Source organism: Janthinobacterium sp. GW821-FHT03C08 (assembly GCF_059420905.1).
Map to the genome: position 1 here is coordinate 343,290 of NZ_JBWKUP010000002.1, position 17,930 is coordinate 361,219.

Consider the following 17,930-nt stretch of genomic DNA (forward strand, 5'->3'; position numbering starts at 1 on the left):
TCCCCCTGCCTCTTTCCCCCTCCCTTCATTTGATGTACCGTAGACAACTCTGCCGGTACGCGGTGTGTCACGCGCGCATCCCTGCCCGGCGGTCAGCACGCATTCTTCCGACAACCTCACTGGAATGAACCATGACGCCATCCGCGCTCAAGCGCCCCCTGCTGTTCTCCCTGCTTGCCCTCAGCCTCGCCACCGCCTTCGCCGCACCGGCCCCCGCGCCCGCCGACAGGCAGGCCGACCGCTGGGATTTGACGGCGCTGTATGCCAGCGACGCCGCCTTCGATGCCGACGCGAAAAAGCTGTCGGCCCAGCTGCAGCAGCTGGCCACCTGCAAAGGGCAGCTGAGCGCTTCGCCGGCCCGCCTGAAAAGCTGCCTGGACCTGTACGCGGATGCGCGCAAGCGCGTCAACATGCTGTACACGTATGCGGGACAGTATTACGACCAGGACACGGGCGACAGCAAGGGCAACCAGCTGAACCAGCGTGCCGCCCTGCTGGGCAATGAATTCAACCAGGCCACCACCTTCCTGCAGCCGGAAATCCTCGCCCTGGGCGCCAGGCGCATCGATGCCATGCTGGCGAAAGACAAGGGCTTGCAGTTATATCGTTTCCAGTTGAGCAACATGCTGCGCAGCGCGCCGCACACGCTGGACGCTGCCGGCGAGCAGCTGGTGGCGCAGTTCGGCCTGGCGACAAGCTCGGCCGCCAGCGTCTACCGCACCCTGGCCAACGCGGAAATCCCGTGGCCAACCATCAAATTGTCGAATGGCACGGAGGTACGCCTCGACCAGGCGGCCTACACCAAGTACCGCGGCGACGACAACCGCGATGACCGCAAGCGGGTGTTCGATGCCTTCTTCGGCAAGTGGAAGGAGTACGAGCGCACCTTTGGCGAAACCCTGTACGGCCAGCTGAAGACGGACGCCGCCTACGCGAAGGTGCGCCACTATGCCGATTCGCAAAGCGCCGCGCTCGACGCCGACAACTTGCCGCCGGCCGTCTACCAGACCCTGATCGCGCAGACCAACGCCAACCTGCCCACCTTGCACCGCTACTTCAAGCTGCGCGCGCGCATGCTGGGCGTCAAGGACCTGGCGTATTACGACATCTATGCGCCGCTGCTGAAAAGCGAGCGCACGTTCCCGCTGGCCGAAGGCAAGCAGATGATGCTCGATTCCGTCGCGCCGCTGGGCCCCGACTATGTGAGCGCGCTGACGTCCGCCGTCAACGCGCGCTGGATGGATGTGTATCCGCGCCCGCGCAAGGTGGCGGGCGCCTACATGAATGGCGACGCGTACGACGTGCACCCGTTCGTGCTGCTGAACTACACGGACAACTACGAAGCCGTCAGCACCCTGACGCACGAATGGGGCCACGCCATGCACTCGGTGCTGGCCAACAAGGCGCAGCCGTCCATCTATGCGCCGTACAGCATCTTTGTCGCGGAAATCGCCTCGACCACCAATGAGGCCCTGCTGCTCGACGCGCGCCTGAAACAGGCCAAGGATGACGACGAGCGCCTGCTGTACCTGGGCGCGGCGCTGGAAAACCTGCGCGGCACCTTCTTCCGCCAGGCCATGTTCGCCGAATTCGAGGCAGCCGTTCACGGCAAGGTGGATAAAGGAGAATCGCTGACGGGCGAAGAGATCACGGCCATCTACGCCGGCATCCTCAAGCGCTACCATGGCGAGGCGCAGGGCGTCATGACCATCGACCCCGCCTACGCGCTGGAATGGGCCTACGTGCCGCATTTTTATCACGGCTTCTATGTGTTCCAGTACGCCACCTCGATCGCCGCCGCGCAGGATTTCGCGCAGCGCATCCTCGACAAGGAACCGGGCACCCTGGCCGCCTACCTGAAGATGCTCGGTTCCGGCGGCTCGGCCTATCCGTATGAACTGGTGAAGGCGGCCGGCGTCGACCTGGCCTCGCCGAAACCGTACCAGGCGCTCGTGGCGCGCATGAACGGCATCATGGACCAGATCGAGGCGATTGAAGCGAAGCGGGGGAAGTAAGCCGCTTGCAAGCCGACGCAACCCCAAGCGAAGGCTGGGGTCAGCCCCCCCCCCCCCCGGTAACGTTAATTCAGCGCTCTGCGTTAACGGTGTTGAGGGTCTGACCCCGGCGTTTCCGCTGCCGCAAACGCCGCCGCATCGCTCTCGAACATGTCTTCCAGCTCCTCGCGCGCCTGGCGCGTGAGCGACATGACTTTTTGCTGGTCCTGGAAGTGCGGCGCCACTTCCAGCAAGGTCTTCAGGTTATGCGCACGGAAGATGCCGGCCGCGCGCTGCGCCCGCTCCTCGCTGAAGCCCACCTGGCGCAAGGTTTGCTCACCCAGCAGCAGGGCCGCGGCGAACGTCTCGCGCTCGATGATGGTCACGCCCCGCTTCATCAGTTCATAGTAATGCGTGACGTTGCGCGCCCGCGCCAGGATCGTCAGTTGGGGCAGGCGCAGGCGCACGGCGTCGACCAGCGCCAGGCTGTCGTCCACATTGTCGATGGCAATCACCAGCGCCCTGGCCTTCTCGATGCCGGCCGCCACCAGCAGGTCCACGCGCGTGGCATCGCCATAAAACACCTTGAAGCCGAACTTGCGCAGCAACTCGATCTGGTCCGGATCGTGGTCGAGCACCGTCACGCCGATCTTGTTGGCCGCCAGCAGGCGGCCGATGATCTGCCCAAAGCGGCCAAAGCCGGCGATGACGATGGGGTTATCCTGCGCCTCGATATGGTCGTCCGGGCGGCGCTTCTTCTCGCCTTGCAGGCGCGGCGCGACAAATTTGTCGTGCGCCAGCAGCAGCAAGGGCGTGGCCACCATCGACACGGTGACGACGACGACCAGCAGGGCGCCCGTCTCCGGCGCAAAGACGTGGGCGGCCACGGCGGCGGCAAACACGACGAAGGCGAACTCGCCGCCCTGCGACAGCAGCAGCGCGAAGAACAGCTGCTGGCCGCGGGGAATGTCGAAAAACTTCGACAACACATACAGCAGGGCGATCTTCACCGCCAGCAGGCCCGCCACGAGGGCCAGGATCAGCAGCGGCTGGGCGCGCAGCACGCCGAAATCGACGGACATGCCGACGGCCATGAAAAACAGGCCCAGCAGCAGGCCCTTGAACGGTTCCAGGTCGGAAATGAGCTCATGGCGGTATTCGGAATCGGCCAGCAGCACGCCGGCGACAAACGTCCCCAGCGCCATCGACAGGCCCACCGATTCCATCAGCACGCAGATGGCGATCACCAGCAGCAGGGCAAAGGCCGTGAAGATCTCACGCAAGTCCGTCCTGGCGATGAAGCGCAGGATGGGGTTCACCAGGAAGCGCCCGCCGATCACGAGGGCGGCCAGCACGGCGGCCAGCTTGGCCACGCGCAGCCAGCCCGGTTCGCCCCCATGCGTGACCAGGCCGCCCAGCAGCGGCACCAGCGCGATCATGGGAATGGCGGCGATATCCTGGAACAGCAGGATGGAAAAGCCGGCGGAACCGGCTGGAGTGCTCATCAGCTTGCGTTCGCCCAGGGTGGCCAGCACGATGGCCGTCGACGACAGCGACAGGCCCAGTCCACCCACCAGCGCCGTGCGCCAGTCCACGCCGAATGCCATGGCCACGGCGCACAGTCCCGCGCTGACGACGGCCACCTGCGCCCCGCCCCAGCCGAAAATCGGGCGGCGCAGCAGCCACAGACGCTTCGGCTCCAGCTCCAGGCCGATCAGGAACAGCAGCAGCACGACGCCGAACTCGGAGAAGCTGAGGATCACCTCGACATTCTTGATCAGGCCCAGGCCCCACGGCCCGATGACGACGCCGGCCACCAGGTAGCCCAGCACGGCGCCCATGCCCAGGCGCTTGGCCAGCGGCACCAGGATGATGGCGGCCACCAGGTAAAACAGTATGTTGATGAGAAAGCTGTGGTGTTCCATGCGGGTTCCGGGCAGAGATGTGGATGAAACGACATCATGCCTGAAATGCCCGGCCCGGGTTTGTCCCGGGCCGGGAAGTGTCGCTTATTGGGCGGATGGCGCGGCGGCGCCGGGCGCCACGTCCGTGCGCAGCACCGGATACAGGTTCAGGCGCTCGTCCCACGAACTGTGGCGGCGGGCAAAGAATTCCAGGCGCGCCTGCGGGCTTTTCGCAAACGCCGGATCATCGGCCAGCTTCTGGTGGAACTGCGCCGCCAGCGCCGGGTCGGCCGCCAGCTGGGCGCGCGCCACGTCCTCGGCCACATAGGCCTCCATGTATTCCTTGCGCTCGAAGGCCGTGTTGAAACTGCCCCAGGCCAGCAGGGAATCGGGCGCGCGCGGCTCCAGCAGGGCCACCACTAGGCGCGCCTTGGCCTGGTTGACGGGCACGTACAGGGCGCCGGCGCCGATCACGCGCGCCTCGTCCCGCCACTCGCCCTGCACGGCCGCCGTCTGCCGGCCCTCGAACGACTGCGCGCCGAATGTCACCTGCGTGGCGCGGAAGGCCTGTACCGGCTGCCGGCCCCAGGCTGTGGCCAGCACCTGGTAAGCGACGCCATGCTGGCGCAGCTTGGCCGCCACCATGCCCGCCTGTGCGGCCGGCACCAGGTAGCCGGCCTTCGGCGCGGCCTGCTGCAGGTCGGGCACGATCTCGTCGCGCAGGGGCACGGTCCACAGCTGCGGCGTGGTCTCGTCATAGCGCGTCATCAGCGCGCCGGAAATGTCGGATGGCGTGCGCGTGTAGGCATAGCCGCGAAACGCGATCAGGTGGCTCTTCTCCGTGGTCTTGTACGTGAGCGGCAAGGTGGCGCCGGCCAGCTGCGCGGCGCGCTGGTCCGCGTCGAGCGCAAGCTGCCGCCACTGCGCGCCATGCCGGGCCACTTGCGACAGCAGCGAGACGATGGTGTTGCGCGTGATGCGCACGCGGGTCGGATAATCCTTCCACGAATGGGTCTCCACCAGCATGCCGAAGCGGTTGCGCAGCAGGAAATAGCCGTGCGAGAAGCGCGGGTTCGGCGCCGAGTCGACAAAGCCCGACTGCGGGTTGTCTTCTTCCGCGAACGAGATATAGAACGGCTTCGGGTCCGAGCCCTGCCGCGCCAGGTCGGCCAGGACGTTGTCGCGCAGGGCCGTGCCGGCCACGCGCAAGGCAGGATCGCCCGCATGCACGGGTTCGACCTGGATCGAGATGTCCGGCTCGAACTGTGCGCCATCGGTGACGTGCAGGTCGACATAGGCCAGCGGGTCCCAGGCGTTCACCAGCGCCAGCATGTGCTGCATCTCCGGGGAATCCGCCTTCACGTAGTCGCGGTTCAAGTTGTAGTTCTGCGCCGTGCTGCGCCAGCCCATTTCCACGGGACCGCGCTGGTTCGGCCGGTTCCACTGGCCGTAGCGCTCGTGGCCATCGACGTTAAACACGGGCACGAACAGCAGCACCTGCTTGTCCAGCGCGCCCGGCGCCGCCTTGCCTTCCAGGACTTCGCGCAGAGCCAGGAAACCGGCGTCCTTGCCGTCGATCTCGCCCGCGTGGATGCCGCCCTGGACCAGCAGCACGGGCAGCTTGCGGCGCGCCGCCTCGGCCGCCGTCAGGGCGCCCGTGTTGCTCACGGCCAGCGCCAGCATGGGCCGGTTTTCCGGCGTGCGGCCAAACTCCACGCAGCGCACCTGCTTCGGATAGCGGGCCTGGAACTGGCGGCACAGCGCTTCCACCTCCGCGTAGCGGCCCGTCTGCAAAAAGCCCGAGCGTTCGGCCACCGTGGTCAACGGCGAAGCGGCGCAGGCAGGCAAAGCATAGGTGGACAACAAGGCGGCGGACAGCAGGGCGTGGCGTAGCATGGGACGGGCTCCATCGAGAGAGGACAAGCGGGCAATTATAGGGCGGTGACGCGCGTAAAACCGCGGCGAAAAATAAAAAAGCCGGCACAGCGTGTGCTGTCCCGGCTTTGCTCTGGCGAGCGTGAGTTATGAACCGAAATGATAATTAAATTCGATCCATCCCTGGCGGCCTTGCGGGCTGTAATTGCCGATCGGGTAGTACGGCCAGCCGCCGCTGTTGTCGCGCTTGACCGTATCGAGGACGTTGTTGATGATCAGCGACAGGGTGGCGCGGTCGCTGATGCGGTACACGGTGCTGATGTTGGCCAGGGCCGTCGGCGTCAGGTAGGCCGTGCCGGCACTGTTCGGGATCTTGCCGTAGCGCGTCACCAGCAAGGTGTTCGACCAGTCGCCTGCGCTCCAGTTGACGCTCAGGTTCAGCTTGTCCGGCCAATCCGTGCTGCTCATGTCCTTCAGCTCGTCGATCTCTTCGTCGCCCACGAACTGCTGCGACTTCTTGCTCAGCACCTTGGCATAGTTGGCCTTGAAGGCGAAGCGGCCATAGTCCGTCGTGCGCAGCAAATACTTCAGGCTGATGTCGACGCCGCTGGTGCTCTGCTTGGCCGCATTGATCGGATTGACGGTGATGGTCTTGATCTCGCCGGCGCGGTTCAAGGCATTCGCGGCAAAGCGTTCCACGCGGTTCAGGGTATCGACGCAGGTCGGCGACGTGATGTCGGTCTTGCCGAGGCGGCAATCGGCTTCGTCGCGCAGGATCTTGTCGGCGCTCAGGTTGGTCACCAGGTCGTCGATCTTGATGTTCCAGTAGTCGACGGAGACGTCGAAGCTGGCACTCGGCGACCAGACGGCACCCACGCCAAACGACTTTCCCTTCTCCGACTGCAGGTCCTTGCTGCCGTTCTGCACATAGTCGGCGCCCGGCGATTTATTCGCGTAGTCGCAGTCCTCGATGGCCTGTCCGGCGGCGCCGCAACGGTAGTAGTCGGTGGTGCTCGAGTAGTAACCCGTGCCGCGCGCCTTGTAAATGTAGTTCATGTCCGGCGCGCGGAAGCTGGTGGCGTAGTTGGCGCGGAACAGCACTTCCTTCGTCGGACGCAGCTCCAGCCCGCCGTTATAGGTGAACTTGCCATCGCTGCGGCCGGCAAAGTTGTAGCGGTCGTAGCGGCCGGCCAGGGTGCCCGTCAGCTTGTCATGCAGCGGCAGGTTGACTTCGGCGCCCAGCGCGTAGCGCGTGCGCGTGCCGGCCGTGATGTCGGACTTGGTGGCGACGTTGAAGTAGCCCTCGTTGAGGCGCGCATCGGGCACGTTGCTGAAACCCTGCTTGCCCGCCTCGGCGATGGTGGCGATCTTCGCCACGCCGGCCGGCAGCTGGAACAGGTCGCCGTTGGTGGCCAGGCTCAGGGTATTCGTCCAGGCCTTGTCGTCGCTGTCGGCATTGCCCGTGATGCTGTCGAACTCGGCAGCGGTCAGGCGGCGCGACAAACGGGCCGGGTCCGGCGCGTAGATGGCCACGCCATTCGCATCCGTGCCCAGTTTCGGTCCCAGGAAGAAGCTGTCGATATTGGCCAGCGCGCGCGGCGTGTGGCTTTCGCTCTTGTACAGCGAAGCGTTGTAGTTGGCTTCATACTGCCACGATGCCGTGCCGGGAATGCGGCCCTTGGCGCCCAGCGAGATGGCGGTGGCCAGGTCGTCCCACTTGCGGTTGTAGCGCGATACGCCGCCCATTTCCTCGGGCGAGATGTAGCGCGTCCACGCCTCGTAATTGCCCGTGTTCTGGTTCTTGAAGTAGCTGTTGCCCGTCGACGCCGAGGTCCAGGTGGGGCCGCGCGTATTGTTTTCCGTCGCGTTCTTGCCGATCAGGAAATCGGCAAACAGCGTCGTTTCCGGCAACAACTCGTAATTGGCGCTGCCGAACACGTTCTGGCTCTGGTTCTTGGTCTGCGTGGTCCAGTAGGTCGGGCCCACTTTCGGGCTGGCGCAATAGCTGCCGTTCTTCGCCTGGTATTTCACGACGCTGCCGCCGAACAGGTCGCCGAACTGCTTGCAGGTGTCGCCCAGGTCCACGTAGGTGCCGGACGTGCCCGACTGCACCACGCGGCGCGAGGCGATGTTCGTCGGCGTGCCCGAGCGGGTGGACATGAAGTCACGCTCCAGGCTGGACAGCGGATCGCGCTGGCTCAGCTCCACGCTGAACAGGGTATGCAGCTTGTCGAAGTTGCCGCCGCCCGTCAGCTGCACGCGCTGGTTGCCGCCGCCGCCGCGCGTGGTGGTACCCGCCTTGAGGTTGATGTCAAAGCCTTCCGTCTGTTTTTTCAGGATCACGTTGATCACGCCGGCGATCGCGTCCGAACCATAGATGGCGGAGGCGCCGCCGTTGAGGATTTCGATGCGGTCGACGATGCTCGACGGGATATTCGCCAGGTTGGTGAAGTTCACCGTGCCTTCGTAGGCGACGGGGAAATCGGCCAGGCGGCGGCCGTTGAGCAGGATCAAGGTGTGATTCGGACCCAGGCCCCGCAGGCTGATGGTGTTGGCCGACGGCGTGAAAGTATTGCCGAAGTCTTCGCCTTGCGTAAAGCCGCTGTTCTGCACCTGGTTGCTCAGGGCGTCATAGACGTTTTTGTAGCCTTGCCTGGTGATTTCATCGCCGGTCAGGATGGTGACGGGCGACGGTCCTTCCAGGCTGGCGCGGGGAATCCGCGAACCGGTCACGACAACCGAGTGGGCGCCGGTGTCGGCCTGGCCCTCAGCAGCCGGCGCGGCAGATTGTGCCTGCGCCACGCTGGCGGAACCGCCCAGGATGGCCAGTACGGCAATGCTGAGCGGGGTTAACTTGAATTGTCTAGGCATCTTTACGCTTCTCAAGGAGGAAGAAAAGCCAAAAGATATCAAAATGCAAGTAATTACAGAACGAATCGATTCGTCTTTCTATATACCATATTGTTATATAGAAATATTTCACAGGAGAAAACCGCACCGTTCCCGGTGCGGCGTGCAGCAGAACATGCTCCGTTATGCCTATCTGACGGCAATTTCCTTATATTGGGGCCGCAACACGCGCCGGGCGACTTCGGCCGGGCTTTCCAGCGTGCCCAGCAGCCTCATGGCGCCCGTCGTCGGGGTGCAATTGCCATTGCTGCGGTACTGCAGCGCAGCCGCCAGCATGCCTTCGGACGTATCGCCCAGCGCATGCTGGTAATCGTCCGCCACGCTGCAGGTGGGCGGCAGGCCATCGGCATAGTCGCCAAAGCCCTTGGCGTTGACGCCCTTGAACTGGATGGCAAAATAGGTGGTGCCGCAGTTGGGCGTCGGATAGAAACCGTAGGGCTTGCCGCAGGTGGTGTCACCGATGAGGTTGACTTCCACGTCGACGCCGCGCAAGCCATTGATGATCGATTCGCTGGCCGAACAGGTACTGCCCGTGGTCAGCAGGGTGACGCGCTTGAGGCCCAGGGTCGGCAGGGCCTGGCCGGCGCCGACGGGATTGGGGGCCGCGAAACCGACGCTGCGCGACAGGAATAGCGAGGGTGTCGCCGCTTTCGTCTTGTCATTGAAGACCAGTTGCTCGAAGGTCTTGCCGGTCGTTTGCGGTCCGGCAATCATGTAGGCCAGTTCGCTGGCGATATCGAGCAAGCCGCCGCCGTTGTAGCGCACATCGAGTACCAGGTCGCTGATGCCGGCCACCTGGAATTGCCGCATCGCATCAATCAACTGGCGCTCGGCAACATTGTTATGCGTATTGAAGGTCAGGTAGCCGACCTTGCCCGTGGGCGTATCGATGATGCGCTGGTTTTGCACGGCCGTCGTATTGACGTTGACGGGCATCAAGGTCGCGCTCAGCGGCTGGCCGTCCCGGCTGAAGTCCAGCTTGTGGTTCACCTGCGTGGCAGGCGACAGGCCCCCGTTGATGACGGCGACATTGTCCGTGCCCGTGGCATTGATGAAATCGACGCCATCGACGGCCTGCAGCACGTCGCCGCGGCGCAGCCCGGCCAGGGCCGCGGGCGAACCCGGCTCGACAATCGCCACCACGGCATTGCGCGGCGGCGTGTTGCGGCCTATGCCCAGCAGCATGCCATAGCCGAACTCGACGCCTTTCAGCGACGCTTCCCATTCCGCCGTCGTATAGGTGAAATGGTATTGATCCTTGGCCTTGCCCGAAGGCGTGATGACAGGCGTCTTGAGCACGTTGAAATACGCGATCGGGGTAGCGAAATTCTGCGGCAGATAGGTCGTCGGCACTTCCTGGTACCACAGATACGTTTCATCGATCCAGCTGCGCACCCACGTCTGTTCGTTGAGCAAGGTGCCTTGCCGGTCCGTCGCATTGCCGCTGCGGGGCTTTTCGCACAGGTTCTGCACGCTGGACGAGGCCACGATCAGGGGCGTGCCGCTGCCGTCCGAGCCGGCAGGCGTGCTGCTTTCGCCACCGCCTCCACCACCGCCGCAGGCGCTTAACAGCATGAACAGGGGCGCCAGCACTACGGGCAAACAGGCAGCGGAATAACGGGTTGTCATCACAATCTTTTCCATAAAGAAACTATCAGGAAATTATAGTACCTTTTGGAAAAATAGTTGCCCATTACGGTATTGAAAAGAACATGAAAAAATGGCGCCCGCAGGCGCCATTTCATTGCTTCATGCAAATGCGGACATTTGCGCCTGCAGCATCAGGCCAGCGTGACCGCCACCGGGGCGGCGGCCGTCGCCGACGGCAGCGGCGGGGGGGCATTGAAGGCGATCAGCAAACTGGCTTCCTTCTCCTTCGCCGCCTTCAGATGACGCTCCTTCACGTGGCCATAGCCGCGGATATCTTCCGGGATGCTGGCAATGGCCACGGCTTGCGCCAGCTTGGCCGTCGTCAGCTTCGGCAGCAAGCCGCCCACCGTCGCGCGGTATTCCGCGATCAGCGCGCGCTCCATCTTGCGCTCGGCCGTATGGCCGAACACGTCGAAGGCCGTGCCGCGCAAGCCCTTGAACTTGGCCAGCACGCCGAAGGCCTTCATCATCCACGGGCCGAATTCCTTTTTGACCAGGTGGCCCTGGGCGTCGGTCTTCGCCATGATGGGCGGCGCCAGGTGGAACTTGAGCTTGATGTCGCCTTCGAACATGGACGCGATCTTCGCCTGGAAGGCGCCGTCCGTGTACAGGCGCGCCACCTCGTACTCGTCCTTGTAGGCCATCAGCTTGTAGAAGTAGCGGGCCACGGCTTCCGTCAGGCGCAGGTGCGGGCCATTCAGGGCGCTTTCGGCGGCGCGTACCTGGCCGACGAAGTCCAGGTACTGCTGCGCATAGGCGCGGTCCTGGTAAGCCGTCAGCAGGGCGACGCGCTTTTCGATCAGGTCGTCGAGCGTTTCGATGCGCTTGAATTCCACCACCTTGGCGGGCGTCGTCATGCGCACCAGGCTGGCCGTATCGTGCGCGCCGGCGCGGCCCCAGTTGAAGGCCGCCTTGTTGAACGCCACGGAGACGTTGTTCAAGTCGATGGCCTTCATGATGGATGCCTCCGACAGCGGCACCTTGCCCTTTTGCCAGGCGTAGCCCAGCATGAACATGTTCGTGGCGATGGAGTCGCCCATCAGCGCCGTGGCGATCTGCCCCGCGTCGATGAAGTCCACGTGGTCCGCGCCGCAGGCCTTTTCGATTTCCATGCGCGCCGAAGCGCCGGGGAACTGCCAGTCCGGGTTCTTCACGAAGGCAGCCGTCGACGAGCTGGTCGAGTTGATCATGGCCCAGCTGCGGCCTTCTCCCATGCGCGACAGGGCGTCGCGGCTGGCCGTGACGATCAGGTCGCAGCCGATCACGAGGTCCGCCGCACCCGTGCCGACGCGCGTCGAATGGATGTCTTCCTGGCGGTCCGCCAGGCGCACGTGGGACATGACCGGGCCGCCCTTCTGCGCCAGGCCGCTCATGTCCAGCACGGAACAGCCCTTGCCTTCCACGTGGGCCGCCATGGCCAGGATCTGGCCGACGGTGACGACGCCCGTGCCGCCGATGCCGGTCACCAGGATGCCGAACGGTTCGGCCGTCGAGGGAATCGCTGGCGTCGGCAAGGCCGGCACGGCTGGCGCATCCTTGTCGGCGGCAGCCGCCTTCTTCGGCTTTTTCAGGCCGCCGCCTTCCACCGTCACGAAGCTGGGGCAGAAACCCGTCGTGCACGAGAAATCCTTGTTGCAGGACGACTGGTTGATCTGGCGCTTGCGCCCCAGTTCCGTTTCCAGCGGTTCCACCGACAGGCAGTTCGACTGCACGGAGCAGTCGCCGCAGCCTTCGCAGACGGCTTCGTTGATGACGGCGCGCTTGGCCGGGTCCGGATACTCATTGCGTTTCCGGCGGCGGCGTTTTTCCGAGGCGCAGGTCTGGTCGTAGATCATGGCCGACACGCCCGGCATGTCGCGCAGTTCGCGCTGCACGTCCATCAGTTCCGAACGGTGGCGCACGGTGACGCCTTCCGCCCAGGCGTAGTCGGACGGGTATTTTTCCGGCTCGTCCGTGACGACGATGATGGGGCCGACGCCTTCGGCGGCGATCTGGCGCGAAATGATGGCCGGAGATAATGGCCCGTCGAATTCCTGGCCGCCCGTCATGGCCACCGCATCGTTGAACAGAATCTTGTAGGTGATGTTGACCTTGGCCGAGACGGCGGCGCGGATGGCCAGGATGCCCGAGTGGAAATACGTGCCGTCACCGAGATTGGTAAACACGTGCTTTTCATTCGTGAACGGCGCCTGCCCCACCCAGGTGACGCCTTCGGCGCCCATGTGGGTAAAGGTCGACGTTTCGCGGTCCATCCACAGCACCATGTAGTGGCAGCCGATGCCGGCCAGCGCGCGCGAGCCTTCCGGCACCTTGGTCGAGGTATTGTGCGGGCAACCGGAGCAGAAGAACGGCGTGCGGTCCTTCTGCGGATCGGGTTTCACGCTGATGGCCTTGAGGACGTTTTCCTTCGCTTCCAGGTAGGCGATGCGTTCCTTCACGCGCTGCTCGACGGGGTGGCCCGCGTAGTAGCGCGAAATGCGGCTGGCGATCGCGCGGGCGATCATGGCCGGGTTCAGCTCATACGTGGCCGGCAGCAGCCAGTCGCCGTGGCCCGTGCCCTTCTGGTTGCTCCACTCGCCCGTGTCGTCGAACTTGCCGACCACGCGCGGACGTTCGCCGTCCTTGAGGTTGTACAACTCTTCCTTCAGCGCGTATTCGAGGATCTGGCGCTTTTCTTCCACCACGAGGATTTCATCGAGGCCCTTGGCGAATTCGTGCACGCCGTCCGCTTCCAGCGGCCAGGTCATGCCGATCTTGTACAGGCGGATGCCGATGTCGGACGCCGTCTGCTCGTCGATGCCCAGATCCGCCAGCGCCTGGCGCGTGTCCAGGTAGGATTTGCCGGCCGTGATGATGCCGATGCGCGCCTTCGGGCTGTCCCAGATGATCTTGTTGAGCTTGTTGGCACGCGCATACGCCAGTGCCGCATACCATTTGTAGCTGTTCATGCGCACTTCTTGTTCCAGCACCGTGTCGGGCCAGCGGATGTTCAGGCCACCGGCCGGCATCTCGAAGTCCGTCGGCAGGGTGATCTGCACGCGGTCCGGGTCGAAATCGACGGCGGCGCCCGACTCGATGATGTCGGTCACGCATTTCATCGACACCCATAGCCCCGTGTAGCGGCTCATGGCCCAGGCGTGCAAGCCGTAGTCGATGTATTCCTGCACCGACGAGGGGTACAGCACGGGGATGCCGCAGGCGTTCAGGATATGGTCGGACTGGTGTGCCGTGGACGAGGATTTCGCCGCATGGTCGTCGCCGGCCAGTACCAGCACGCCGCCATGCTTGGCGGAACCGGCGTTGTTGGCGTGCTTGAAGACGTCGCCGCAGCGGTCGACGCCGGGCCCCTTGCCGTACCACATGCCGAACACGCCGTCGTATTTCGCGTCTTCGAACAGATTCGTTTGCTGCGTGCCCCAGACGGCCGTGGCGGCCAGGTCTTCGTTCAGGCCCGGGTGGAACTTGACGTGGTGTTCATCGAGATATTTCTTGGCCTTGATCGCCGTCATGTCGACGGACGTCACAGGCGAACCGCGGTAGCCGGTGATGTAGCCGGCCGTATTCAGGCCAGCCTTGAGGTCGCGCTCGCGCTGCAGCATGGGCAGGCGGATCAGCGCCTGCGTGCCCGTCATGAAGGCGCGGCCGCGCTCCAGCGTGTATTTGTCGTTCAGGGAAATTTCGGACGCGTGCGCGCCCGGCTCAAGACTCGAGCCCTTGATTGGTGCATTCATTACTTGTCTCCATTATTCTCTGTGCTACGCGTGCAAAGTCGGTTGAACTCACACGTACCGGCTGTGCCTTGTGGACCATGCCGGTGCGGAAAAATGACTTGTTTGTCGTAGACTACCACAGGAAGGCGCGCAGTTCTTTGCTGCGCTGCACTCCCGCGTTAATGCCTTTTTACCACTATTTTTACAGGACAATACTTATGCCGCGTTCGTATCTTTCAGCACGCCGCGCTTGATCTGGTCCAGCTCGATCGACTCGAACAGGGCGCGGAAATTGCCTTCGCCGAAGCCCTGGTCGCCCTTGCGCTGGATGATCTCGAAGAAGATCGGGCCGATCACCGTCTGCGTGAAGATCTGCAGCAGCAATTCGCGTTCGTTTTCCGTGCTGTGGCCGTCGATCAGGATGCGCAGGCGGCGCAGTTCTTCCAGCTGCTCGCCGTGGTTCGGCAGGCGGCGGTTGAGCAGCTCATAGTACGTTTCAATCGTATCCTGGAAATCGATACCCGTATCGCGCATGCCTTGCACGGAGGCGTAGATATTGTCCGTGCCCAGGGCGATATGCTGGATGCCTTCGCCATGGTACTGGTCCAGGTATTCGGCGATCTGCGACTTGTCGTCCGACGATTCGTTGATCGGAATGCGGATCTTGCCGCATGGCGAGGTCATGGCCTTCGATTTCAGGCCCGTCAGCTTGCCTTCGATGTCGAAGTAGCGCACTTCGCGGAAATTGAACAGGCTTTCATAGAAGCTCGCCCATTCCTTCATGCGGCCACGGTGCACATTGTGCGTCAGGTGGTCGATATACGTCAGGCCATGGCCGACGGGGTTGGCGACGGCGCCGGGAATGGCGACGAAATCGACGTCATAGATGCTGATGTCGCCGATGCCGCCCGGCGCAGCGGCGCCTTCCTTGTCGGCGCCCTTGCCGCGCCAGCGGTCGACGAAGTACAGCAGGGAATCGCCCACGCCCTTGATGGCGGGGATATTCAGCTCCATCGGACCCGTCTTATTGTCGAAACCCCAGGCGCCCAGTTCCAGCGCGCGGCGGTACACGAAGGCCGCGTCGTCGACGCGGATGGCGATGGCGCACACGGACGGGCCGTGATGGCGGGCAAAACGCTGCGCGAACGAATCCTGTTCGGCATTGATGATGAAATTGATGTCGCCCTGGCGGTACAGGGTCACATCCTTGTGGCGGTGGCGCGCGATGGCCGTGAAGCCCATGTTCTCGAACAGCTTGCCCAATGCTTTTGGGTCTGGTGCTGCATACTCGACGAACTCGAAACCATCGGTACCCATCGGGTTATCCCAAGGCTGAAATTGCATGATGTCTCCTCCAAGAAGTAGCGCACAGTATAGGCGCGGGTCACGGGCATTAAATGCCAAAGATCTCCCGAACAATCATGATTTGCGCAATAATATTGCGTGAAACAAGAACCACCGGAGGAAGCATGAGCAAAATTACGCTGGATAAAACGGACCGCAAGATCCTGGCCGTCCTGCAGGCCGATGGCCGCCTGTCGAACCAGGATGTGGCCGAGCAGGTCAGCCTGTCACCGTCGCCATGCTTGCGCCGCGTCAAACGGCTGGAAGAAGCGGGCGTGATCCGCCAGTACGTGGCCCTGCTGGACCCGGAAAAGATCGGCCTGGGCTTGCTGGCCTACGTCAATGTGCGCCTGGAAAAGCACAGCGACGCCACCGCCCACAGCACGGCGCGCGTGCTGGCGCCCAATCTGGTGACGAATACCTCGCCGCGCGCTGACTTCGCCGTGGCCGTGGCGCAATGGCCGGAAGTGGTGGCCTGCTATGCGATGACGGGCGAAATGGATTATCTGCTGCGCGTGCACGTGGAAGACATGGAGCACTTTTCGCGCTTCATGATGGCGACCCTGCTGCGCCACCCGGCCGTGCTGGACGTGAAATCGAGCTTCGCCTTGCAGCGCATCAAGGATACGACGGCCCTGCCCTTATTGTGATGGCGGCCCGGGCTTCTTCTTGCGCCCCGGCAAACGATCCCACAGCTTGAACGCGGCGCGCGCATTGGCCTTGAACGTATAGTCGAACATGGCGAACTGTTCCTGTACGGCTTCCTGCAGCATGCTGGTCGGGTTCGGTGGCAACAGTTTCAAATAAGCATCAGCTTCGCCATAGTCGCGCTGGATTTCCATGCCCGCTTTCTTGGCGATATGCATCATCGTCTTGTTAGACGACAAACAATGCATGTACAGGGTATCGACGTCGTTGTTGCGGCAGTGAATCGCCGCCCGCTCGAACAGTTTCGAACCCACGCCCATGCCGCGCATGGATTTCGACACGGACACGCCAAACTCGGCCACCTGCTCCTTGTCCGTCACCACGCTTTTCGCCGGCGACTGGTCCTTCGGCGCAAAAGCCAGGTGGCCCACGCCCACCAGTTTGAACAGGCTGTTGTAGACGCCATAAATCATATCGCGCGAGAAATCCATCTTTTGCACGTACTGCGCGACGAGCTCATCGGGCAAGGCGCTGCCGAAGCGCAGCAGGCGGTCGCTTTTTTCCAGCGACAGGAAATGCTTCATCATGCGGCGCCGGTCGCGCTCATGCAATTGCTTGACGAGCACGGTCGGACGCCCGCCGCCGCTACGGCCAAGCCAGCGGCGAAACGGGTTTTGAAACAGCTTGGGTAAGGTCACGACGACTCCTGGGGGCGGTACGGCGGCACGTCAGGCCGACATTGTGCAGTGCAGCATTGTGGCGCCATTGTAGCCTATTCCCGCCATTCAAGCCTGGGCCAGGAAGGCCGCCACGGCGGCCACCCGCGCCGCATGGATGACGTCGGGGATGCGTTTCGGCTCCGTACAGCCCTGCGCCAGCGCGCCCGCATTCACGCCGCGCGCCGCGTCCAGTCCGCCCTGCAGCCGCGCCGCCTGGGGAAAGTCGCCGGCGACCAGCCCGTCGCAGGCCACGGCCTGCAGCAGTTGCGCGAAACGCTGCGGCTTGCGCAAGCCGTCGCAGCGTTCGCACAGGGCAACGATGGCCTCGGCGTCCAGCGCCAGCGCGCCATTGATAGTGTCCCGTTCGCGGGCCGCCATGACGGCCAGTTCGCGGCACTCGTTGGGTACGCGCAGGCGGACGCTCAATTGCTCGATGGACTCTTTACTCATATGCAACATCAGGGCGGCGAAGCGCACGGGCAAGTCATGGCCTTGCGCAGCGGCATGGTCGATGACCTGCAGCAAGCGCTCGCTGACGGTGATTTCCCCCATGATGCGTTCCAGGGCGCCGCACTCGTGCAGCACCGTCAGCATGCGCGACGGCCGCCCTTCCATCAGCCCCTTGGCCACTTCCTGCCACACGCGCTCGGCCACGAGGGCATCGACTTCGCCATCCAGCACCATCCGGCGCATCAGGGCCAGGGTGGCGGGCGCCACCGTAAAAGTGTCGAAGCGGGCGGCAAAGCGGGCCAGGCGCAGGATGCGCACGGGATCTTCGCCAAACGCGTCGGAGACGTGGCGGAACACTTTATTCTGAATATCCGCAATGCCGCCGAACGGGTCGGTCAAGGTCCCGTCCTCGGCTTGCGCGATGGCGTTGATGGTGAGGTCGCGCCGCACCAGGTCGTCTTCCAGGGTAACGTCGGGCGCCGCGTGGAAGACGAAGCCCCGGTAGCCGGGGGCCGTCTTGCGCTCCGTGCGGGCCAAGGCGTATTCTTCCTGCGTCTTCGGGTGCAAAAACACGGGGAAATCCTTGCCGACCGGGCGGAAACCCTGGCGCAGCATGTCTTCCGGCGTGGCGCCGACGACGACGTGGTCGTGGTCTTTCACGGGCAAGCCCAGCAGTTGGTCGCGCACCGCGCCACCGACCGTGTAAATCTTCATGTTGCTCTTTTC

Annotated in this window: 10 protein-coding genes; 2 read left to right on the top strand and 8 right to left on the bottom strand. The window is 63.7% G+C overall.

Features of this window, described 5'->3' with window-relative positions:
- The first annotated feature begins 131 nt into the window (after nt 1–131).
- The gene (pepF, locus tag AC07VL_RS03965) at nt 132–2,015 is read left to right on the top strand and encodes an oligoendopeptidase F (protein ID WP_494804678.1); all 1,884 of its coding nucleotides are present in this window, start codon (nt 132–134) and stop codon (nt 2,013–2,015) included.
- Between the two features lie 83 nt (nt 2,016–2,098).
- Here pepF and kefC read toward each other — a convergent pair whose 3' ends face one another.
- The 6 genes from kefC to hppD all read right to left on the bottom strand — a co-directional run bounded on the left by kefC (nt 2,099) and on the right by hppD (nt 15,387).
- Nucleotides 2,099–3,919 (bottom strand): glutathione-regulated potassium-efflux system protein KefC, encoded by a 1,821-nt coding sequence (gene kefC, locus AC07VL_RS03970; RefSeq protein ID WP_494804679.1) that lies wholly within the window; start codon nt 3,917–3,919, stop codon nt 2,099–2,101.
- A gap of 84 nt (nt 3,920–4,003) precedes the next feature.
- On the bottom strand, nt 4,004–5,794 hold the full coding sequence (locus tag AC07VL_RS03975; protein WP_494804680.1) for a M14 family metallopeptidase: 1,791 nt from the start codon (nt 5,792–5,794) through the stop codon (nt 4,004–4,006).
- 126 nt (nt 5,795–5,920) lie between these two features.
- The gene (locus AC07VL_RS03980; RefSeq protein ID WP_494804681.1) at nt 5,921–8,644 is read right to left on the bottom strand and encodes a TonB-dependent receptor plug domain-containing protein; all 2,724 of its coding nucleotides are present in this window, start codon (nt 8,642–8,644) and stop codon (nt 5,921–5,923) included.
- A gap of 168 nt (nt 8,645–8,812) precedes the next feature.
- Entirely contained in the window at nt 8,813–10,312 is a 1,500-nt protein-coding gene (locus tag AC07VL_RS03985) for a S41 family peptidase (protein WP_494804682.1), read from the bottom strand.
- A 152-nt stretch (nt 10,313–10,464) separates the two neighbouring features.
- Nucleotides 10,465–14,064, bottom strand: a complete 3,600-nt coding sequence (locus tag AC07VL_RS03990; RefSeq protein WP_494804683.1) for an indolepyruvate ferredoxin oxidoreductase family protein — start codon at nt 14,062–14,064, stop codon at nt 10,465–10,467.
- Between the two features lie 195 nt (nt 14,065–14,259).
- On the bottom strand, nt 14,260–15,387 hold the full coding sequence (hppD, locus tag AC07VL_RS03995; RefSeq protein ID WP_494804684.1) for a 4-hydroxyphenylpyruvate dioxygenase: 1,128 nt from the start codon (nt 15,385–15,387) through the stop codon (nt 14,260–14,262).
- A gap of 125 nt (nt 15,388–15,512) precedes the next feature.
- On the opposite strand from hppD, the gene AC07VL_RS04000 reads away from it, so the two are divergent.
- Nucleotides 15,513–16,037, top strand: a complete 525-nt coding sequence (locus tag AC07VL_RS04000; protein WP_034753092.1) for an Lrp/AsnC family transcriptional regulator — start codon at nt 15,513–15,515, stop codon at nt 16,035–16,037.
- Here AC07VL_RS04000 and AC07VL_RS04005 read toward each other — a convergent pair.
- Nucleotides 16,029–16,733, bottom strand: a complete 705-nt coding sequence (locus AC07VL_RS04005) for a GNAT family N-acetyltransferase (RefSeq protein WP_494804685.1) — start codon at nt 16,731–16,733, stop codon at nt 16,029–16,031. The two genes, AC07VL_RS04000 and AC07VL_RS04005, sit on opposite strands and share 9 nt — an antisense overlap.
- An 87-nt stretch (nt 16,734–16,820) precedes the next feature.
- Nucleotides 16,821–17,918, bottom strand: coding sequence for a tRNA nucleotidyltransferase/poly(A) polymerase-related protein (locus AC07VL_RS04010; protein WP_494804686.1), 1,098 nt, complete (start codon nt 17,916–17,918; stop codon nt 16,821–16,823).
- Between the last annotated feature and the right edge of the window lie 12 nt (nt 17,919–17,930).